Origin of the sequence: Corallococcus sp. CA053C, assembly GCF_003611675.1 — a bacterium.
Taxonomy (GTDB): domain Bacteria; phylum Myxococcota; class Myxococcia; order Myxococcales; family Myxococcaceae; genus Corallococcus.
This window is the reverse complement of sequence record NZ_RAWA01000157.1, coordinates 1-19,854: the sequence shown is the minus strand read 5'-3', so window position 1 is coordinate 19,854 and position 19,854 is coordinate 1. Positions and strand designations below refer to the sequence as shown.

Below are 19,854 nucleotides of genomic sequence, written 5' to 3'. Positions count from 1 at the left end.
CACCCCACCCCACCCTCCAGGATGAACACCCAGGCGTCCTTGCGCTCCTGGAAGAAGGTGAGCTCCCACTGCACGCGCAGGTTGGGGATGATGGCGTCGTTGTGGAACTGCGTGCCCAGGAAGACGCCCCGTGGGAGCCACGCGGGCGTAGGGGACACGTGGTACAGGTCGTCGGGCTTGCGTGACTGCGCGTGCGCGGTGGAGGCCAGGGCAAGCGAAATCACCAGCAGGGCGCGGGCGTGGCGGAGCATGGGCGCTCTTCCGCCATGGCAGCGCGCACTTGTCAACGAAGTGTTCCGTTGGCTATGACACGCAGCGCCCTCCGGACGGTCGAGGCGTCGGCCCCCGCCGGCGTTCGTCTCGGAAGAGGCCATTGGGAGTGGGACACCGCATGCCAGTCGTCACGGTCCGGGCCAGCAGCAAATCAGGTCCGGCGCAGCTCGACACCCTGGTTCGCAAGGTCACCCAGAAGACGTCCGGTCTGCTGGAGGAGAATGACCGGGTGCTGGTCGTCTACGGCGAGGGGCACGCCAGCCTCTACTACGAGGGTGCGCCCCCCGCGCGCGCCGTCACGCCGCGCCCCGCCTGAAGTCCCGCGTCAGTCGTTGGAGCCCAACCTGCGGGCCCGCCGGAAGAGCGCGGGCGGGTCGCGGTCCACGGCGGCGATGAGGCGCGGTCCCAGCAGCTCATAGGTCTCCGACTCGATGGGCCCCCGGCCCGGTGCCTCCAGGCCGTCGAAGTTGCCCACGCGGTAGCGCGCCGCGAAGACGAAGTGGAAGTCCGGCGGCGCGAAGGCGTGCTCCGGGTCCCCCGCCGGGTGCACGTCCATGGCCCAGCGCGAGGCGAAGGACGGGGTGTGGATGCCGTGCTCCACCTGATCCATGTGCTCGCGCGTGTAGAGGCCGGTCATCTCCTCCAGCGACGCGCCCCGCTCAAAGGGGACGTGCGGGTGGAAGCGGTAGCAGGCGTGGTGTGGATCCAACGCGTAGAGCCAGCCGCCCCACGGCGTGAGCTCTCGGAAGACGGCGAGCATCCGCTCCGACAGGTCGCGGTAGAGCTCCAGCCGGGCGTTGTGCTCCAGGCGGAAGAAGGCCCCTTCGACGACGAAGCGCACACCGCCCCGCGCGGGCGAGGGCCACGGGTGCTCCAATGCGTGGCGTTCGGCGTCACCCGCGAGCGGCAGCCAGGGTTCGGTTTCACGCTTCAGGTCGAGCATGGCATCCCCCGTCTTCACGAAGTCCAGGTATTGCTCGCGTTCCAGGCCTCACGCAAGCATGCGGCACGTTCGGGAGGGGTCCGTGAGAGGCACCCGACGCCCAGCGTGCCCATGACGAGACATTGCACGCGATTGCCTGGCGAGGCAGACAGGGAGGGCAGGCCCACAGCCGGAGTCGTTCGATGACGTGGTGGATGTATGCGTTGTTGTCCGCGGTGTTCGCGGCGCTGACCGCGGTGCTGGCGAAGGTGGGGGTGGAAGGCGTTCCGTCCACGCTCGCCACCGCGCTGCGCACCGTGGTGGTGCTTGTCTTCGCCTGGAGCATCGCGTTGGCGCGGGGGGAACAGCATGCGCTGCCCTCGCTCAGCCGCAAGACGCTGCTGTTCCTGGCGCTGTCCGGGGTGGCGACGGGCCTGTCGTGGCTCGCCTACTTCCGGGCGCTGCAGCTGGGCCCGGCCTCGCGCGTGGCGCCCATCGACAAGCTGAGCCTGGCGCTCACCGTGACATTCGCGGTGCTCATCCTCAAGGAGCCGATGTCGTGGCGACTGGGATTGGGCGTGGCCCTCATCGTCGCGGGGACGCTGCTGACCCTTAAATGAGACATTCTCTCATCTTGCAGACAGGCGTGGGTGGAGCGCGGCGGTGGTACAAGGGCAGACGTGACCATCCTCATCGTCGAAGATGAGCTGCGGGTCCGGGCGTTCGTCACCCGCGGCCTCACTGAAGAAGGCTTCCGGGTCCGGGAGAGCGCGGACGGGCTGGAGGCGCAGGAGCTGCTGCGCCACGAGCGCGTCGGACTCGTCTTGTTGGACTGGATGCTGCCGGGCCTGTCCGGCCTGGAGTTGCTGCAGGGCCTGCGCGCCCGCCGCGACGTGACGCCCGTCATCATGCTCACCGCCAGGGATGCCGTGGCGGACCGGATCGCCGCGCTCAACGCGGGCGCGGACGACTACCTGGTCAAGCCGTTCGCCTTCGAGGAGCTGCTCGCGCGGGTGCGTGCCGTCCTTCGCCGCGTCTCCAGCCGCGCGCACCCCCTGCTCAGCCATGCGGACCTGACGCTGGATCCGGTGACGCGGCAGGTGTTCCGCGCCGGGGTGGAGATTTCGCTGACGGCCCGCGAATACGCGCTCCTCCAGTTCCTGTTGGAGCACGCGGGCGAGGTCGTCTCGCGCACCCGCATCGTGCAGGCCGTCTGGGAGCACGACTTCGAGACGTTCTCCAACGTCGTGGAGGTCTACATCCGCTACCTCCGGGCGAAGGTGGACACGCCCTTCGGCACCCGGCTCATCCACACCGTGCGGGGCGTGGGCTACACGCTGCAGCACCGCGCCAGGGAGGCGCGATGACGCTGCGAGCGCGGCTGACGCTCTCCATCGCGGCGGCCGTGCTGGGCTCCAGCCTGCTGTACGGCGCGCTGATCACCGGTGTGCTGGTGGCGAACGAGTGGAGGGAGCGCCAGGCGCATCGGGGCATGCCCCGGCAGGCTCCCGAGGAGAGCCTCTTTGGCGAAGCGGCGCAGGCCCTGGCCGCGATGGCGCTGGCGACCCCGGTGGCGGTGCTGGGCGCCGTGGCCCTGGGGCGGGCGCTGGCCCGGCAGGCGCTCACCCCCCTGCGCGAGGCCAGCTCGCGTGCCCGGGCCGCGCGGGCGTCCGCGCTGGACCTGCGGCTGCCCGTGCGCGACACCGGCGACGAGTGGGACGAGCTGGCGACCACGCTCAATGCCCTGCTGGAAGACACCCGGGGCGCGTTCACCCGCATGCGGTCCTTCACGTCGGACGCGGCGCATGAGCTGCGCACGCCGCTCACCGTCATCCTGGGCGAGTCGGAGGTCAGCCTCCGGCGGGAGCGGACACCGGAGGAGTACCGCCGCTCGCTGGAGATCGTGCACGACGAGAGCCGCCGGCTTTCACGCCTCGTGGACGAGCTGCTGCAACTGGCGCGCGCGGACGCGGGCGCGCTCGCCGTGGAAGGGGAACCGGTGGACCTGTACCTGCTGGCGCAGATGGCGCTGCGGCGCATGGAGCAGCCGCTGGCGAACCCGCCCCGGAGCCTCTCGGTGGAGCTGTCGGGCGGCTCCACCCTGGTCCGGGGCAACCCGGTGTTGCTGGGCGACGTGCTGGACAACCTCCTGTCCAACGCGCGCCGCCATGCCCGGCACCACCTGCGCGTGGACGTGCGGGCGACGGCGTCCGAAGCCCGCGTCACCGTGCGCGACGACGGCGCGGGAGTGGATCCGGCCTTCCTGCCCCGGCTCTTCCAGCGCTTCGCCCGGGCGGACCCTTCGCGCCAGGGGGAAGGCACGGGCCTGGGGCTTGCGTTGTCGCGCGCGCTCATCGAGGCACATGGCGGGACGCTCGACTATGCGCGCGGCGACGACGAGAGCTGCTTCACCTTCCGACTCCCGACGCTGTCGGCGGCGTCCGGATAGCCACCTGCCGGAGTGCGTGCCAGTGCTGGCACGACCAGAGCTGGAAGGTCGTCACCGGGTGCAGGCCCCGATGCACCGTCACGGGCGGCAGCTCCCGCACCGACTCGCAGTGCTCACGCAGGCGTGAGGCGGCGTCGCGCAGGGGCTGGCGCGCATCCGCCACGACGAGGGCGTCCACGCCGGGCCGGGTCCGGTCCATCCAGAAGCCATACGCCAGCCCCGCCCCGCCCAGGGCGGAGTCGGACTGCGTCTCAGGATGGTCCGGCAGGTAGAAGGCCAGCTCGCTCGCGGTCTTGTAACCCCACCCCACGACCATGGGCGCGGGCGTCCCGGTGGCCTCGCGGTGGTGCTGCACTGCTTCCGCCAGCTCGCGCCAGCCGCTCACCAGGTTGTCGCGCTCGCGGAAGGGAATCCACGGGCACAGGGGCATCAGGTACATGCCCGTCATCAGCACGGCGCCCACGCCGATGCTCAGCGCCGCATAGCCACGCACGGCACGGGACCGCCCCAGCGCGCACGCGCCCGCCGCGGCCGCCACCAGCAGGCCCAGGTACGCGGGGGCCACCCAGTTCATCTTCACCCAGTGCCAGGGGCTCACCAGCGTGAACACGAGGAGTCCCGGCACGCTTGCAAGGCACAACAACCGCGCCCGTGCGTCCCCCTTCCAGGCCTGCCTCACGAGCACGCCCGCCGTCACCCACAGCGCCACGTAGAGCAAGGGCCCCACGGCCACCGCCTGCAGGCCCACGTAGCGGCCGACGAGATAGCCGTGGAAGCCGTCCACCGTGCGCGCGCGGGCGGTGGTCTGGAAGGCGAACGAGGCCCAGCCGTGGGATGCGTTCCAGAGGAGCACCGGCGAGAACACCGCGAGCGCCAGCGCGCAGGCGGCATACGGATACGGCGTCCGCAGGGCTTCACGGCCGCGCGCTGTCACCAGCGCCGTCGCCAGCACCTGGAGCGGCAGGAGGGCGGCCGTGTACTTGGACAGGAGGGCCAGTCCGCAGAGCAGGCCCAGCAGGAACCAGCGCCAGCCGAAGCGACCGGGGCCCCTGCCGTCGGGCAGCACCAGTTCGCAGAGCACGCGCAGCGCGGCGGCCCAGCACAGCGCGAGCGGGACGTCCGGGGTGATCACCACCGCGCCCAATCCGAAGAGGACCGTGGCGTTCGCGGCGAGCGCCGTCAACGCGCCCACCGCCGGGGAGTACAGCCTCGCGCCCAGGGAGTAGAGGACGCCGGTGAGCGCCGCCGAGGACAGGATGGCGGGCAGGCGCAGGGCGGTTTCACTGTCTCCCAGCAGCCGGACGGACAGGGCGATCCACCAGGCGCACAGCGGCGGATGGTCCAGATAGGACAGGTCGAGGTGCCGCGCGTATTGCCAGTAATACGCCTCCTGGGGCGCCAGCTCCACGTGCCCGGCGTAGAGGATCCGCAGGAGCGTGAGCCCCAGCGTCGTCATCAGGACCCACGGTCCCCAGGATCTACGGACGGCGTCCACGGACGTGCTCGGCATCCGACACCTCGCGCCCCTCCAGCGCGCGGACTGCCCTGCTCCGCGGCGCGTGGGGACGTCCGGAAGTGATGCCTGATGCGGGAGGGTCGCGTCCGTGAGGGAGGCTCTCTCTGAGACAGTTCTCATCGCGCCTTCATCTGGCGACAGGGCCGGACGCCCGTCTGACCAGCACATACGCGGCGGGCAGTCCCACCAGGACCATCAGGGTGGAGAGGGCCAGGCCGCCCAGCACGGTGATGGCCAGGGGGCGTTGCAGCTCTCCCCCCTCCCCCAGCCCGAGCGCGAGCGGGACGAGCCCCAGCAGGGTCGCCAGCGTCGTCATGAGGATGGGACGCAGGCGCACGGCGGTCGCTCGCACGACGGCCTCGGACGGGGTGAGCCCTTCGGCGCGGCCCGCCTCCGCGCGGTCGAGCAGCAGGATGCCGTTCTTCACGACGAGCCCCACGAGCAGGATGCAGCCCATCAGCGAGGAGACGTTGAGCGGTGTGCCGGTGAGGCGCAGACACGCGGTGCCCGCCGCGAGGGCCATGGGGACCGCGCCCAGGATGAGCAGCGGAAGCACGAGCCCTCGGAAGTGGAACGTCAGCACCAGGAAGACGCCCAGGGTGGCCAGCAGCAGCACGAGCACCAGGGCCTGGAAGGATTCGCGCTGGCTTTCGCGCTGGCCTCCCAGCCGCACCTCCACCCCTTCCGGAGGTCGCAGGTGCGCGAGCCGGGCCTCCACGTCCGCGGTCACCCCGCCCAGGTCTCGCGCCTCCAGCCGCCCCGTCACCGCGACCAGCGGGCGCAGGTTGTCGGAGAGCAGCTCCGCGGGCTGGCACTCGCGACGCAGGCGCGCCACCTGCGTCAACGGGACGGGTGCCCCCGAAGCGGTCCGCAGCCGCAGGTGTTCGAGCACCCGCGCGTCCAGGCGATCCGCGTCCCGCAGCCGCACGCGCACGTCCGCCGGTCGTCCGCCCTGGGGAATGGCTCCGACCACCTCGCCCAGCAGCGCGGTGCGGACCTGCGTCGCCACGCCCCGGGGCGTGAGGCCCAGCCGGCCCGCCTGCGCCAGGTCCACGTCCAGGTGGGCCTCCGGCGTGCAGCCGGTGACGCCGTCGAACAGATCGGCGAGACCCGGGACGTCTTTCAGCCGCTCGGCCACCTGGGGCGCGAAGGCCCTCAGCGTCTGGATGTCCTGGCCCAGGAGCTTCACCTCCACCGGGTCCGGTGCGCCTTCCAGGTCGGAGAGCACGTCCTGGAGCAATTCGATGAACTCCAGTCGGATGCCGGGAAGGGAGGATTCGGCGCGGGCCCGGGCTTCGTCGATGACCTCCGGGCCGGAGCGCGTCCGGGTGGGCGCGAGCGACACCGTCACGTCCCCCCGTGAGGACTCCGTCGCCGCGGGAGGCCCCAGCTCCGCGCCCAGGCGCCGGCTGGTGCCCACCACCTCCGGCACCTGCGTGAGCACCGCCTCCAGCGCCCGCCCCAGCCGATCCGCCTCCGCGACCGACGTGCCCGTGGGCGCGAAGTAGTCCACGACGAACGCGCCCTCATCCAGCTCCGGAAGGAAGCCGGTGCCCACGCCCGTCGCCAGGGCCGCCAGCGCCCCGGTGACGAGGACCACGCCTGCGACACGTACGCCCGGCCGCCGGCTCCACGCCGGGCGCCAGCGCCGCGGGAGGGCGGGCACCGAAGCAGCCGGGTGGCCCGGCCGCGTGAGCAACCACCCGCACAGCAGCGGGGTCAGCGTGAGTGCCAGCACCAGCGACGCCAGCACGGCGGCGCAGAGCGTGAACGCGAGCGCGGAGAAGAACTGACCGGACACGCCCGGCAGCAGCGACAGCGGCGCGAAGACGACGACCGTGGTGAGCGTGGAGTTGGTGACGGGCCAGGCGATCTCCCCGAGCGCCGCCGCTGTCGCCGCCCACCGCTCCATGCCCTCCGACACCCGGCGGTACACCGCCTCCACCACCACGACCGCGTCGTCCACCACCAGCCCGATGGCGACCGCCAGTCCGCCCAGCGACATGAGGTTGAGCGTCCCGCCGGTGAGCCAGAGCGCACCGAACGTCATCGCCAGCGCGGTCGGGAGCACCACCGCCGCGGCCACCATGGCCCGCCAGGAGCGCAGGAAGAGGCCCACCACGGCGAGCGTGAGCAGGGCGCCGAGGATGACCTCGTTGCGCACGTGCGCCACCGACCGGGCGATGAGACCGGCCTGATCATAGGAGACCTCGACGGCGATGCCCGGGGGAAGTCCGGCCCGCACCTGCTCCAGCTCCGCGCGAATGTCCCGTGCCAGGGTGACCGCGTCCGCCTGCGGCCTGCGGCCGACGTTGACGAGCGCCGCGGGCCGGCCGTTGGCGTAGGTGAGGGAGAGCCGGTCCGCATGCCCTTCCTCGATGCGCGCGACGTCCCCCAGGCGCACGGGCGCATCAGGCGTTCCACCCACCACGAGCGCGGACAACCGCTCCGGGAACTCCACCGGCCCCTGCACCACCACCAGCTCCTGCTGGTAGTGCACATCCACGCGCCCCGCCGGTTCGAGCCGCAGCGCGTCCCCCACCGCCGTGGCGAGCGTGGGCAGGTCCAGCTTCGCCTGCTCCAACCGCTGCGCGTCGACGGCGATGATCAGCTCGCGCACATCGCCCCCGAGCACGTCCACGCGCCCCACCCCCGCGAGGCCCGCGAGCCGGGGGCGCAGCGTCTGGAGCGCGAAGTCCCGCAGCCGCGCCGGGTCCGCCGTCCCCGTGACGGCGAGGGTCTGGATGGGGAAGGACGACGGCGTCAGCCGCTCGGCGGTCAGGGTCACGTCTGGCGGCAGTGCGCCGCGCACCTCCGCGAGCCGCGCGTTGACGAGCCCCAGGGCCCGGTCCATGTCCGCCTGCGTGTCGAACCACAGCGAGACTTCCGAGGCGGCGCGGATGGTCCGGGAGCGCACCTGACGCACCCCGATGACGGTGGACAGCCCCTCCTCCACGGGGCGTGTCACCGAGAGCTGCATCGTCTGCGCGCTGGCGCCGTTGAGCGTGGCGGCGACGACGATGCGCGGGAACGACACCTCCGGGTACAGCCCGCCGGGCAGCCGCGTCGCGCCGAGCACCCCGGCCAACGTCAGCGCCGCGATCAGCGTCAACACCCCGGGCGCGTTGCGCCGCAGCAGCGCCAGCCACGTCACTTCACGACCTCCACCCCGGCGTCGTCCGGCAGCGAGTAACCGCCCTCCACGACGATGACGGCTCCCGCTGCGAGCGGTCCCTGGATGACGGCCCGTCCCTCGTCCTCGGACCACACCCGCACGGGCACGGTGTGCACCCGCCCGTCCTCGACCCGCGCGACCCCCACGCCTCCGTCCTCCAGCGGCAGGAGCGCGGAGGACGGCACGGTCAGCGCGTCCTCCAGGACCTCCAGGGAGATACGCGCGCTCGCGCTGCTGCCCAGGCGCAGGTCTCCCGCCGGGTTGGGGAAGCGCAGACGGACCAGCACGCCCCCGTTCTGCGGATCGACGGAGGGGGACACCGCGACGACCTTCCCCTCGCGCGTGCCTTCCAGGCCGTCCACGGTGAGGTCCGCGCGCTGGCCGGGCTGGAGGGGGGCCGCCTCCTTCGAGGTGACGAACGCGCGCAGCTCCAGGGGATCCGTCGCGGAGACTTGAAGCACGCCGGGCGCGGAGCCCTCCACCCTCTCGCCCTGGCGGATCCATACCGCCGTGACGACCCCGTCGAAGGGGGCCTGGAGCGAAGCACGGCCCACGCCGCGCCGGGCCAGCTCCAGGGCGCTCCGGGCCCGCGCTTCGGTGGCTTGCGCGGCAGCCTCCGCGCTGCGGTCCTGTTCCGCGTCCTGACGGGCCGCGACGCCGTGCGCGACCAGGACGTCCGTGCGGGCCCGTTTCTCCCGCGCGGCGCCAAGCGCCGCCAGGGACTCTCGCAGCGTGGCCTCCGCCTGCTGGAGCTCCGCGGTGGCGGGGCCGGTGTCCACCTGCGCCAGCACCTCGCCCGCGCGCACCCGGTCCCCTTCCGCCACGCGCAGCGACGACAGCCGGCCGGGCGTCAGGGGCGAGAGCCGGACCTCGCGGCCCGGCGGTGCCGCCAGCAGCCCGGTGACCCGAAGGCCGCGCAGGGCCTGCCCCCTGGCGACCGCCGCCACGCGAACGCGCGGCAAGAGGGTGGCCAGCGCTTCGGGCGGCGTCTCCTTGCAGCCCGGGAAGACGGCGAGGACGCACGCCAGCCACGCGAGTCTAGGGCTCATCGAGAGGGACCCCGGCGGCGAGTTCGAGTTCGGCGAAGGCGGTCTGGACGGCGAAGGCCGCGTCGATGGCCTGGGTGCGCGTGTCCGTCGCCACCTGGAGCGCGGCGTTGAGCGCCACCCGGGGACTGCGACCGGCACGATAGGACTCCAGGGCCATCCGCTCCGTCTTCTCCACGTCGGGCAGGATCTCCACCGCGTAGCGCTCCAGCCCCGCCAGTGCCGAGGCCAGCCGCGCGTGGGCGGCGACAAGCTCCGTCTGTCGGGAGAGACGGTCCTCGTTCTCGCGTGCGTGGGCCAGCTCCAACGAGGCCGCCGCGCGCACCGTTTCGCCCCTGCCCAACCCGGGCAGGGACAGCTCCAGGTCGAGCGCCCCCCGAAGGTAGGTGCTGCGTCCGCCCGGGCCTTCGGCTTCCACGGAGACACCCACCGTGGGCACGGGCCAGCGCTCCCGCCGTGCCGCGCGCAGCGTCGCCTCGGCCGCCGCCACGTCCGCCTGCCGTGCCGCCGCGACGGGAGACAGGGCGGCGCGCGCCAGCACGGTGTCCAGCGACGGCAGCGCGGGCGGGGCCGCGTCCACCGGCGACAACGCCTCCGTGGGGGCACGTCCCAACAGCAGGGCCAGTGCCGCCGTGGCCGCGCTCACATCCCCCTGGCGCGTCAGCAGCTGGACGTCCGCGGAGGCCCGGGCGATGCGGGCCTGGAGGAGGTCCAGTTCGGGCGCCGCGCCCGTCTCGTGGAGCAGCGTCGCGGCGGCTTCCGACTCACGCGCCAGCGCCAGGGCCCGCGTGGAGGACTCCGCGAGCTGTCGGGCGCGGACGAGGGAGAAGTAGGCCCGCCGTGCATCGGACCGGAGGGTGGCCTCGCTCGCGCGGCGTTCCTCCTGGGCGCCCCGCGTCGTCAGCTCCGCGGCGTGGACGCGGGCCGCGCGGGCACCCGGCACGGGCAGCCGCTGGGTCAGCCCCACCGTCCAGCGCGGGTCGTTGCCACCGCCGCCCACGAACAGGGTCAGGGGCGCGAAGGTCCGTGCGACCTCCTCCTCGCCGCGCGCCACGGCTTCCTGGCCCCGGGCCTGCGCGAGCGCGGGGGCGCGAGCACGGGCTTCGAGGAGCGCCGAGCGCAGCGTGAGGGGCGACCCCGCCGGGGCGGTGCCACACAGCCACAGCAACAGGGTGATGGAATGAAGAGGCATCCCTCTCTCGTGCATGCGTGGCGGAAGCGCCGTCCTACCTCGGCTTCGTGCATGCCGGCATCCGGTCGCGCGCGCCCGCGCTGACACCGGGCACCGCGCTGCCTCGCGGTGCCAGGAGGTGTTGGTCCCCAGTCACCGACCTCCGACGCGGGGGCAGGCCATCCTCCCCCAGACCCTGCGTGCGATGTCACATCTGAGAAAGCTTTCATCTGCGCCCCATGCGCTCCTCATCTGCCACGGGCATCGTGTCGGGGGATGCGCGAACTGGAACTCAAGAGCGTGGTGGACGACCTGCGGTTGCGGCGGCTGCGCGTCGAACAGGCGGGAGGCACGCTCGTCTTCGCGGGGGTGATGGAGGACCGGCACTACACGCACGAAGCGGAGCCCGAGTCGCGGGGCGACGTGGTGCGGGTGCGCGCCTATCAGGGCTCCGGCTCAGCATGGACGGAGCTGACGTGGAAGGGACTCGCGCACCTGGAGCTCGGCTACAAGGCGCGCGAGGAGTTGACCACCCGGGTGGAGGATGGCGCGACGCTGCGGGAGCTCCTCGGAAGGATGGGCTTCATCGAGCGCCAGCGCATCACGCGGGAGATCGCCTGGTACGACCTCGGAGGCGCGACCCTGCGCTTCGAGCGGTTTCCGCGCATGGACATCCTGGTCGAGGTGGAGGGCACGCCCGAAACCATCGAGGACGCCATCCGGTGTACGGGCATCCCGCGCTCGCACTTCACCAGCGAACGACTGACGGACTTCGTTCGCCGGTTCGAGTCACGGACAGGCGAACAGGCACGGCTGGCCGGGATTGATCAACCCTCCGACCTCCGTGGCGTCAGAACGGCGCAGGAGCGGTGAAGACCCGACGTTCGCCCGTCTGGGGATGCGTGAAGGTCAACGCCTCCGCGTGGAGCATGAGCCGCGTGTCCTCCCGGCCAAAGCGCGTGTCCCCAACGATGGGGGCTCCCAATCCCAGACGGTGCGCGGCATGGATGCGCAGCTGGTGCGGATGCCGGGTCACCGACACCAGCTCCACCCGGGTCCTGCCTTCGTCGTGACGGAGCGCCTTCCAGGCCGTCACGGCCCGTTTGCCGTGAACCCGGTCGACGCAGTCCTCGAGCGGAGCGCTGGAGGTCCCACGCAGGGGCAGCTCGATGACGCCCGCGTCTGCCTCCACGTGTCCCTCGACCCAGGCGACGTGCCGGTGTTCGGCTTCGCGACGCGCGAACTGACGCAGGAGCGCGGCCTGGGTCGCGGGGTCGCGCGCGATCAGCAGGAGCCCGGAGGCCTCGGGCTCCAGGTCGTGGATGAAGAGCGGGCCGGACAGGGCCGGGAAGCGCGGCAGCAGTCGGACGAGCACCGAGTCGCGCCCGGGAGCGTGGCGCCCGGGCAGTGACGGCAGCCCCACGGGCTTGTCGACCACGAGGAGCCACGGGTCCTCATGCAGGAGCCGGGGATCGTCGATGACGGAGGCCGTCCGGGGCGCGGGGTCCACCGACAGGCCTTGCAGCATGTACGGCAGCACCGCGCCGCATTTGCTTTCACAAGCCGGGTAGTACCCCCCGGGCTGGCGGCGGCCGTCGAGCGGCGGCATGCCCCACCAGAACTCCGCGAGCGCCAGGGGTCGCAGGTGATGGCGGTAGGCCTGCGCCAAGAGCTTGGGTGCCGCGCAGTCCCCTGCCCCTCCCGGCGGCGGACGCGGCGCGAACAGCGCGGCCAATGGCAGACGTTCACCCCGCGCGTTGGGAATCACATAGCTGTGCGCCACCTGCCACCACAGGGCGCGGGAGCGTTCGGCGCGCAGGTGTTCGACTTCGGCGCGGCGGGCTTCGACTTCTCGCAGCGCGGCCCGCAGCGGTTCACACGCGGCCTCATGGGCGGCTTCCAATGCCCTGCGCTCGGCGGTGTCGGCGCGGCTCTCCTGCTCCAGCGCCTGGAGCCGGGCACCGTCGAGTCGGGCTTCGAGCGGCCCACGCTCTTCGTGGCGAAGCGCGCGGTTCGCCGCATGCCGGGCCCCCATTCCGGCGAGGACGCGCTCATGCTCCGCGGACAGCGCCGCGAGCCGCGACCGCACCTGTTCCGCTTCCCGCACCTGCTCCGCGAGTCGCTGTCCCCAGGCGGCCAGCTCCGCCTCGCCCGACGGCAGGAACGCAGCACGCGCGACGGGGTCGAACAACGGGGGCGCGAAGCCCTCCACGTTCCAGGCGCCATCCAGCATCCCGGAGAACGCGCACAGGTACCCGAGCCGTCCTCCCGCTTCCGCGACGACCAGCACGCCGAACATCTTGCCGCCACCGGGCTGCCACAGCGCGTCCCACGGGCCCTGCTTCAAGCGCTGCTGGAGGGCCTCCGCTGCCTTCCGCGCCAGGGGGGCTGGCGGCCCCGGGTGGAACGGGCTCGCCAGGCGTGCGGGCACGTCTTCACGACGCGGGGCTTCGTCGAAGAACGTCACGGCCAGGGGGGGATGCGCCACACTCACGTCCCTGAACCGTGCCATGCGGACCCGCGAGGCGACGAGTGTTTTCACGGGCCGGCGGGCGCGTGGCAGAACGGCCCCAGGGCATGCGCCGCTCAGGCTGGTAGAACCCACAAGCCAGGCATGAGGGGCGGAGCCTGGGATGGCCTCCGCCCTGCCTGACGTTCATTCCCCGGGGAGCTGGGAGGCCTATCGTGACGGTCGACGTGGTGCGGGCGCTTTCGGAGGTGTTGCCAGCGGAGTCACTCGTCACCGACCCGGACGTGCTCGACGCGCATCGGCACGACCAGGCGGAGTGGGCGCCGTCGGGCATGCCGCGGGTGCTCGTGCGGCCCGCGTCCACGGCGGAGGTCCAGGCCGTGCTCCGCGTGGCCTCAGCGCTCCGGGTCCCGGTGGTGGCGCGCGGCGCGGGCTCCGGCCTGTCCGGGGGCGCGAACGCCAGCGAGGGCTGCATCCTCGTCTCCCTGCTGCGGATGAACCGCGTGCTGGAGGTGGACCGGCGCGGCATGCTGGCCGTCGTCCAACCCGGCGCGCTCAACGGCGCGCTGAAGGCCGCCGCCGCCGAGCAGGGGCTCTGGTACGCGCCGGATCCCGCGAGCTGGGAGTTCTCCACCCTCGGCGGCAACCTGGCGACCAACGCGGGCGGCCTGTGCTGCGTGAAGTACGGCGTGACGGGGGACGCGGTGCTGGGCCTGGAGGTGGTGCTCGCGGATGGCTCCGTCGTGCGCACCGGCGGACGCACCGTGAAGAACGTGGCGGGCTACGACCTCACGCGGCTCTTCGTCGGCTCCGAGGGAACGCTGGGCATCATCACCGAGGCCACCCTGCGGCTGCGTCCCCGGCCTCCGAAGGCGACGACGCTCCTGGCCACGTTTCCCACGCTCGTGGGCGCGGGCACCGCCGTCTCCGACATCATGGCGACGACGCGCCCGTCCCTGCTGGAGCTGATGGACCGCACCACCGTGCGCGCCGTCGAGTCCTGGAAGCCCATGGGGCTGGACGTCCAGGCCGCGGCCCTCCTGCTGGCACGCTCCGACGCGGGAGGCGCGCAAGGCGAGGAGGAGCTCGGGCTGATGGCGGCGGCGTGCGAGCGGGCCGGGGCGACCTTCGTGATGAACACCGCCGACGAGGCCGAGGGCGAGCTGCTCATGCAGGCGCGGCGGTTGGCCTTTCCCGCGCTGGAGCAGCAGGGCGCGACGCTGCTGGATGACGTGGGCGTGCCCATCTCCCGCATCCCGGAGCTGCTCGCGGCGGTGGAGCGCATCGCGGATCAGCGAGGCGTCACGGTCGGAACCTTCGGGCACGCGGGCGACGGGAACATGCACCCCACCGTCGTCTTCGACCGCAAGGACCCGGAGGTGATGGCGCGGGCGAAGGAGGCGTTCGACGACATCCTGCGCGCGGCGCTGGACCTGGGAGGGACCATCACCGGCGAGCACGGTGTGGGTTCACTCAAGCGCGCGTTCCTGGGCACCCAGCTCGGCCCGGAGACCCTGCGCCTCCATCACACCGTCAAGGCCGCGCTCGACCCGGGGGGCATCCTCAATCCGGGCAAGCTGCTTTAAATGCCGTGTCGATCTCCCGGAACCCCGTTCGTCGTGGGGATGAAGGCGAATTTCCGCCCCTGCCTCTTTCTGAAGGACACCGCACCATGGCCACCAAGATCTTCGTCAACCTCCCCGTCCAGTCGCTCGACCGCTCGGTCGGCTTCTTCACGAAGCTGGGCTACACGTTCAACGCCCAGTTCACGGACGCCAACGCCACCTGCATGATCATCTCCGAGGACATCTACGCGATGCTCCTGGTGAAGGACTTCTTCAAGACCTTCACCAAGAAGGAGATCGCGGACGCCACGAAGGTGACCGAGGTGCTCATCGCGCTCACCGCGGAGAGCCGGGCCGCCGTCGACACGCTGGTGGACAAGGCCGTGGCGGCGGGCGGCAAGGAGTACAAGGAGAAGATGGATCAGGGCTTCATGTACCAGCGGAGCTTCCAGGACCTGGACGGTCACCAGTGGGAGATCCTCTGGATGGACCCCGCCGCCATCAAGTAGGCGTCGCGCGCCTCAGAGCGCGCGCTTCATGCCTTCGTGGCTCGCCTCGAAGCCCAGCCGCGCATAGAAGCGGTGGGCGTCGAGGCGGCGCTTGTCGGTGGTGAGCTGCATCAGCCCGCAGCCGCGAGCCCGGGCGCGGTCCATCGCGTCCTGCATCAGCAGCTCCCCGATGCGCTGGCCCCGCAGGTCCGAGCGCACACGCACGGCCTCCACCAGCGCACGCCGCATCCCGCCCCGGCTCAGGCCCGGGATGTACGTGAGCTGGAGGGTGGCGATGACTTCTCCGTCGCGCACGCCCACGACGAGCTCATTGTTCGGGTCGGCGGAAATCTCTTCGAACGCGGCGCGGACACCGGGCACGGGCTCCTCGATGTAGCCCGTGCGGGAGCGCGCGATGGCGTCGTCGGCGAGCAGCGCGAGGATGACCGGCAGGTCAGCGGCGTTGGCGAGGCGGAAGGTGACGGGGGCCATGGGCCGCAAGCCTGCCTCAGCCCGTCTTCTTCTGGAACGCCTTCACCAGCACGTTCATGCGCCGCCCGCTCGGGTCCTCCTTGCGAGGGTCGGAGATGATGAGCACCCACTTGCTCGACACCACCACGGAGCCGACGGCGGTGCCGATGAGCGCCCAGCCGCCCTCTTCGGCCTTCTTGGCCTGCTCCGAGCCCTCGAAGACGCACACCGTGGCATCCAGGCCGCTCACCTTGCCGGCCTTGCACTTGCCCCCGGGCAGCTTCTCGCCGACGTCGGTGAACCCGGAGGGCGACTCACCCGCCGCCTTCCACGCGTCCAGCACGTCGTCCGCGCTGCTGGAGCAGCCCACCATCAGCAACACCACCAGCGGCAATCCCCTGCGCAGCATGCTCAGTCCCGTCCCTTGAACTTCTTGTTCTTGTGCCCCTTGTGCTTGCCGTTGTCGTGGTGGTGGTCGTGGTCGTGGTCGTCATCCTCCCGGATGATGATGACCTCCCGGGACGGCGGAGGCGGCCTGCTGCCGACCCTCACGTCCACGTCCACGCCCACGTTCACCTGGATGATGGGGCCGTGGTACTGCGGCGGCGGCGCGAACGTCACCTCCGGGCGCGGCGCGTTCCAGCCGCGATAGACCGTGTTCACCCGCACCAGCTTCGGGTTGTCCCGCCGGTACGCGTCAGGGTACTCGCCCGCGTAGTAGTGGACCTCCTCCTTGTCCACGAACTCCTGGCGCGGCGGCGGCTCGTAGGCGTGGTAGTGCGGCCCATCGTGGTAGCAGTACTCCACTTCGTCCACGTCCACGTCGATGTTGATGATGACGTTGAGCACCACCGGGTGGTGCCCGTAGTAGGCGTGCCGGGGGCCGTCGTAGCCGAAGGGCGTCGGGTCACCGATGAAGACGTAGGTGTTGTCGTGCGTGCGGTAGAGCGTGTCGGCGTACTGCGGCGCGACGGAGTGCACGTGCGTCGTCTCGAGGTGGCACAGGCCATCCCCGGGCTGACCGGTGCGCGGGTGCATGCCGGCGTACTTCCACTGCTTCGCTTCGGCCGCGCTGGCGGCGACGAGCAGCAGCAGCGCGGACAGACCGGCCAGATTCCTGCGTGACATGGTGGGCTTCTCCCTCGGGGACGGGACGCTATATCCGATACCTGACCCCGGCCGCCCCGGATCGATCACACCCTTTTTTCGCGGTCCGCACCCACGGTGTCCGTGGAGGTGCTCCCGGAGCAATCCGGGGACAGCAGGCCCGAAACATTTCCGTCCCGCGACACTCCGCACCGGGAAGCGGCCTCCGGAGTAACCTCCGGCCTCCGGTCCCGATGCTGCTCGCTTCCCACACGTTGCGCCGCTGGCTGCTCGCGATGGCGGGCGTGCTCACCGCGCTGGGCGTGGGAGTGGAGGTCGCGGCCTCCGTGCTCGGCACGCGGAAGCTGGAGCCGCTCGTGGAGTTCCTCTCCCTGAGCTACGAGCGGAACCTGCCCACCTGGTACGCGTCGGGGCTGCTGCTGGCGTGTGCGGCCGTGCTCGGGGGCATCGCGCGGGCCGCGGGGCTGACGCACGATCCGACGCGGCGCCACTGGTGGGCGCTGGCGGGCATGTTCGCGTACATCTCGCTGGATGAAAGCGTGGGCCTTCACGAGCACCTGGGCGGCCTGCTCTCGCTGAGCGGGGTGCTGTACTTCACCTGGGTGGTGCCGGCGGCGGTCGTCGTGGTGGTCGGTGGGATTGCGTTCCTCCCCTTCCTCGCGCGGCTTCCTTCGCGGCGGCGGGTGCAGTTCATCGTGGCGGGCGTGCTGTATGTGGGCGGCGCGCTGATCATGGAGCTGCCGTTGGGGTGGTGGACGGAGCGGCACGGCAACGACAACCTCATGTACGCGCTCATCGATCATCTGGAGGAGGCGCTGGAGCTGGTGGGAGCCAGCCTCTTCCTGTCCGCGCTGGTGGAGGAGCTGGGCGAGCGCGTCGTGCTCACAGCGAAGGAGGAGGCGGCGCGTGGGACTTCCCCAGCCAGCCCCCGCTGAGACAGGGACGGAGACGGAGCCCGTGCGCGCGTTGCACCTGGCGCCCTCGCGCTCGCTGTACATCGTGGGGCCTGTCTACGATTGGATCTTCTTCCTGCTGCCGCCGCTGCTGGCGCTCGGGTTGGGCATCGCCATCTCGGGCACGGCGTTCAGTGACGCCTCCGTGCGCTTCTTCGGTCGGGAGAAGACCTGGGCCGGGCTGATGGTGGGCAGCCTCATCCACGCGCACCTGGTCGCGGTGTTCTTCCGCAGCCACGGCAACCCCACCGTCTTCCGGCGCTACCCGCTGCGCTTCGTCCTGGTGCCCGTGCTGGCGTGGGCGGCCATCCGCGGCTCCGCGGTGGTGGCGGTGGCGGCCACGGTGCTCGCGACGTTCTGGGACGTGTGGCATTCGGGGGCGCAGACGTTCGGGCTCGCGCGCATCTACGACCGCAACCGGGGCAACCCACCCGAGGCGGGACGGCGGCTCGACTTCTGGCTGAACCAGCTGCTGTACGCGGGCCCCATCCTCGCGGGCGCGACGATGCTGGATCACTTCAGCAGCTTCGAGCCGTTCAAAGGGGTGGGCCTGCCGTGGCTCGCCTCCGTGCCCGCGCGCATGACGGCCACCCACCGCGCCTGGACGCTGGGGGTGCTGACCGTGGGCGGCGCGTTCCTCGTCGTCTACGCGGTGGCGTCGGTGCGCCTGGCGCGGAAGGGCTACCGGCCCTCGTTCCACAAGGTGTTCCTGCTGGTCACCACGGGTGCGTGCTCCCTCTACAGCTGGGGCTTCGACACGTGGGGGGAGGCGTTCTTCATCATGAACCTCCTCCACGCGGTGCAGTACCTGGCGCTGGTGTGGGCCACGGAGGGCGTGCGCCTCCGGGAGCGGTTGCGACGGCGCGGCCCGGCGCTCGCCCTCTTCCTCGGCACCGTGTTCGCCTACGGGGTGGGGGCGGAGCTGCTGGACCCGGACCTGGAGGGGCTCTGGGCCTGCACCCTCGTCGTGTCCTTGATGCACTTCTGGTACGACGGCTTCATCTGGTCCGTGACGCGCAAGCACGTCTGAGGGCCGCCTCCTCCATCCGCCCGGGCACGAGGGCTTGTTATCGTGCGCCCCCCATGAACGAGCCCACGTCCGTCACCGATCCCCGCATCGGCTCGGTGTTGCAGGAGCGCTACCGCATCATCGAGCGACTCGCCGCGGGAGGCATGGGCGTCGTCTACCGGGGCGAGCGGCTGGAGGTGGGCAAGTCCGTCGCCATCAAGTTCCTGCACGCCTGGGCGGCGCGGGACGACGACTTCCGGAAGCGGTTCCAGGTGGAGGCGCGCGCGATGAGCCGCCTCACCCATCCCTGCTGCGTGTCGGTCATCGACTTCGGCGTGGATCAGGAGTCGCCGTACATGGTGATGGACTTCGTCACCGGGGACACGCTGCGGGGGCTGCTGCGCGACGGCCCGCTGCCACCCGCCCGGGCCCTGAGCGCCTTGCGGCAGGTGCTCGCGGGTCTGGCCCACGCGCATGATCAGGGCATCATCCACCGCGACATCAAGCCCGAGAACATCATCGTCACCCACGCCGTGGGGCTCGGGGAGCAGGTGCGCATCCTCGACTTCGGGCTCGCCAAGCTGCGCGACGAGGTGACGGGCATCACCTCCGGGATGATGCTGGGGACGCCGTCGTACATGGCCCCGGAGCAGATCCACGGGGAGCCGGTGGGCCCGCCCACGGACCTGTACGCCACCGGCGTGCTGCTCTACGAACTGCTCACCGGGAAGAAGCCCTTCAACGCCACCAGCAACGCGGAGCTGCTGCGCATGCAGCGCGAGGTGACGCCGCCCCGGTTGCGCGACGTCGCCCCGGACGCGGGCTTCTCCGCCGAGCTCGAAGCGACGCTGGCCAAGGCGATGGAGAAGGCCCCGGGCGACCGCTTCCAGTCCGCCACGGAGTTCCTGGCCGCGCTCGAAGGGGCCGGGGCGGGCCCGGCGGTGTTCCCCGGGGTGGCCGGGGTCGGTGATGCGACCGTGACGCCGCGCCCCTCGTCGCCCACGCCGTCACGGCCCCGGGAGGAAGTGCTCGCGACCCGGAACGCCCGGGCGCAGCCCCGTGTGACACCGGTGGGCCTTGAGGCCGAAGCCCGCGCTCCGGAGGCCCTACCGGTGGTGCCGACGGAGCTCGTGGTCAAGAAGGAGGAGTCCGAGGCCACGGTCCGGTCTGGCTCCGTTCCGCCTCCGAGCGCTCGGAGCCGCTCACGTCGGATGTGGGGTGGCGCGGCGGTGATCACCC

19 protein-coding genes and 1 pseudogene are annotated in these 19,854 nt (G+C 71.8%); 10 read left to right on the top strand and 10 right to left on the bottom strand.

The window, feature by feature from the left end; genetic code table 11:
• Positions 1-251, bottom strand: a pseudogene (locus D7V97_RS21110) (hypothetical protein); the annotation flags it as partial.
• Between the two features lie 140 nt (positions 252-391).
• Between D7V97_RS21110 and D7V97_RS21105 the strand changes: the two are divergent.
• Positions 392-589: a hypothetical protein gene (locus D7V97_RS21105; protein ID WP_120612456.1), complete on the top strand. Its 198-nt coding sequence runs from the start codon at positions 392-394 to the stop codon at positions 587-589.
• Between the two features lie 9 nt (positions 590-598).
• On the opposite strand, the gene D7V97_RS21100 is transcribed toward D7V97_RS21105, so the two are convergent.
• Positions 599-1,216, bottom strand: a complete 618-nt coding sequence (locus D7V97_RS21100) for a DUF2716 domain-containing protein (protein ID WP_120612455.1) — start codon at positions 1,214-1,216, stop codon at positions 599-601.
• A gap of 182 nt (positions 1,217-1,398) precedes the next feature.
• On the opposite strand from D7V97_RS21100, the gene D7V97_RS21095 reads away from it, so the two are divergent.
• Genes D7V97_RS21095 through D7V97_RS21085 form a run of 3 tightly spaced genes read left to right on the top strand, consistent with a single transcriptional unit; the run spans position 1,399 to position 3,644 of the window.
• Positions 1,399-1,815 (top strand): EamA family transporter, encoded by a 417-nt coding sequence (locus D7V97_RS21095; RefSeq protein WP_120612454.1) that lies wholly within the window; start codon positions 1,399-1,401, stop codon positions 1,813-1,815.
• Positions 1,816-1,875: 60 nt separating this feature from the next.
• Positions 1,876-2,562 (top strand): response regulator transcription factor, encoded by a 687-nt coding sequence (locus D7V97_RS21090; protein WP_120612453.1) that lies wholly within the window; start codon positions 1,876-1,878, stop codon positions 2,560-2,562.
• Positions 2,559-3,644, top strand: coding sequence for a cell wall metabolism sensor histidine kinase WalK (locus D7V97_RS21085; RefSeq protein ID WP_120612452.1), 1,086 nt, complete (start codon positions 2,559-2,561; stop codon positions 3,642-3,644). Before D7V97_RS21090 ends, D7V97_RS21085 begins: the two co-directional genes overlap by 4 nt.
• Here the strand turns inward: D7V97_RS21085 and D7V97_RS21080 are convergent.
• The 4 genes from D7V97_RS21080 to D7V97_RS21065 form a co-directional block, all read right to left on the bottom strand.
• Positions 3,604-5,100 (bottom strand): glycosyltransferase family 39 protein, encoded by a 1,497-nt coding sequence (locus D7V97_RS21080; protein ID WP_158623423.1) that lies wholly within the window; start codon positions 5,098-5,100, stop codon positions 3,604-3,606. The two genes, D7V97_RS21085 and D7V97_RS21080, sit on opposite strands and share 41 nt — an antisense overlap.
• 187 nt (positions 5,101-5,287) lie before the next feature.
• Positions 5,288-8,314, bottom strand: a complete 3,027-nt coding sequence (locus D7V97_RS21075) for an efflux RND transporter permease subunit (RefSeq protein ID WP_158623422.1) — start codon at positions 8,312-8,314, stop codon at positions 5,288-5,290.
• Positions 8,311-9,384, bottom strand: coding sequence for an efflux RND transporter periplasmic adaptor subunit (locus tag D7V97_RS21070; RefSeq protein WP_120612449.1), 1,074 nt, complete (start codon positions 9,382-9,384; stop codon positions 8,311-8,313). Before D7V97_RS21070 ends, D7V97_RS21075 begins: the two co-directional genes overlap by 4 nt.
• Positions 9,374-10,573: a TolC family protein gene (locus D7V97_RS21065; protein ID WP_158623421.1), complete on the bottom strand. Its 1,200-nt coding sequence runs from the start codon at positions 10,571-10,573 to the stop codon at positions 9,374-9,376. The genes D7V97_RS21070 and D7V97_RS21065 overlap by 11 nt, the downstream gene beginning before the upstream one ends.
• 255 nt (positions 10,574-10,828) lie before the next feature.
• On the opposite strand from D7V97_RS21065, the gene D7V97_RS21060 reads away from it, so the two are divergent.
• A complete protein-coding gene (locus D7V97_RS21060; protein ID WP_120612447.1) occupies positions 10,829-11,425 on the top strand; it encodes a hypothetical protein in 597 nt (198 codons plus the stop codon).
• Here the strand turns inward: D7V97_RS21060 and D7V97_RS21055 are convergent.
• Positions 11,403-13,040 carry an RluA family pseudouridine synthase gene (locus D7V97_RS21055; RefSeq protein ID WP_233583027.1) on the bottom strand — a complete coding sequence of 546 codons (1,638 nt, stop codon included), beginning with the start codon at positions 13,038-13,040 and terminating at the stop codon, positions 11,403-11,405. The two genes, D7V97_RS21060 and D7V97_RS21055, sit on opposite strands and share 23 nt — an antisense overlap.
• Positions 13,041-13,237: 197 nt before the next feature.
• On the opposite strand from D7V97_RS21055, the gene D7V97_RS21050 reads away from it, so the two are divergent.
• Together D7V97_RS21050 and D7V97_RS21045 are read left to right on the top strand one after the other, a co-directional pair.
• Positions 13,238-14,608: an FAD-binding oxidoreductase gene (locus D7V97_RS21050; protein WP_120612445.1), complete on the top strand. Its 1,371-nt coding sequence runs from the start codon at positions 13,238-13,240 to the stop codon at positions 14,606-14,608.
• Positions 14,609-14,694: 86 nt separating this feature from the next.
• Positions 14,695-15,096, top strand: a complete 402-nt coding sequence (locus tag D7V97_RS21045; protein WP_120612444.1) for a VOC family protein — start codon at positions 14,695-14,697, stop codon at positions 15,094-15,096.
• Positions 15,097-15,108: 12 nt separating this feature from the next.
• Here the strand turns inward: D7V97_RS21045 and D7V97_RS21040 are convergent, their stop codons facing one another.
• From D7V97_RS21040 to D7V97_RS21030, 3 genes are read right to left on the bottom strand one after another with little or no spacing between them, the layout of a single operon-like run.
• Positions 15,109-15,567, bottom strand: a complete 459-nt coding sequence (locus D7V97_RS21040; RefSeq protein ID WP_233583026.1) for a GNAT family N-acetyltransferase — start codon at positions 15,565-15,567, stop codon at positions 15,109-15,111.
• Positions 15,568-15,583: 16 nt separating this feature from the next.
• Positions 15,584-15,955, bottom strand: coding sequence for a hypothetical protein (locus D7V97_RS21035; RefSeq protein WP_120612442.1), 372 nt, complete (start codon positions 15,953-15,955; stop codon positions 15,584-15,586).
• Positions 15,956-15,957: 2 nt separating this feature from the next.
• Positions 15,958-16,674, bottom strand: a complete 717-nt coding sequence (locus D7V97_RS21030) for a hypothetical protein (protein ID WP_120612441.1) — start codon at positions 16,672-16,674, stop codon at positions 15,958-15,960.
• Between the two features lie 212 nt (positions 16,675-16,886).
• Between D7V97_RS21030 and D7V97_RS21025 the strand changes: the two genes are divergently transcribed.
• The 3 genes from D7V97_RS21025 to D7V97_RS45385 form a co-directional block, all read left to right on the top strand.
• Entirely contained in the window at positions 16,887-17,588 is a 702-nt protein-coding gene (locus tag D7V97_RS21025) for a hypothetical protein (RefSeq protein ID WP_120612440.1), read from the top strand.
• Positions 17,560-18,636: a hypothetical protein gene (locus tag D7V97_RS21020; protein ID WP_120612439.1), complete on the top strand. Its 1,077-nt coding sequence runs from the start codon at positions 17,560-17,562 to the stop codon at positions 18,634-18,636. Before D7V97_RS21025 ends, D7V97_RS21020 begins: the two co-directional genes overlap by 29 nt.
• A gap of 53 nt (positions 18,637-18,689) precedes the next feature.
• Positions 18,690-19,854, top strand: a 1,165-nt coding sequence (locus D7V97_RS45385; RefSeq protein ID WP_147444906.1) for a serine/threonine-protein kinase, incomplete at its 3' end; no start/stop codon positions are given.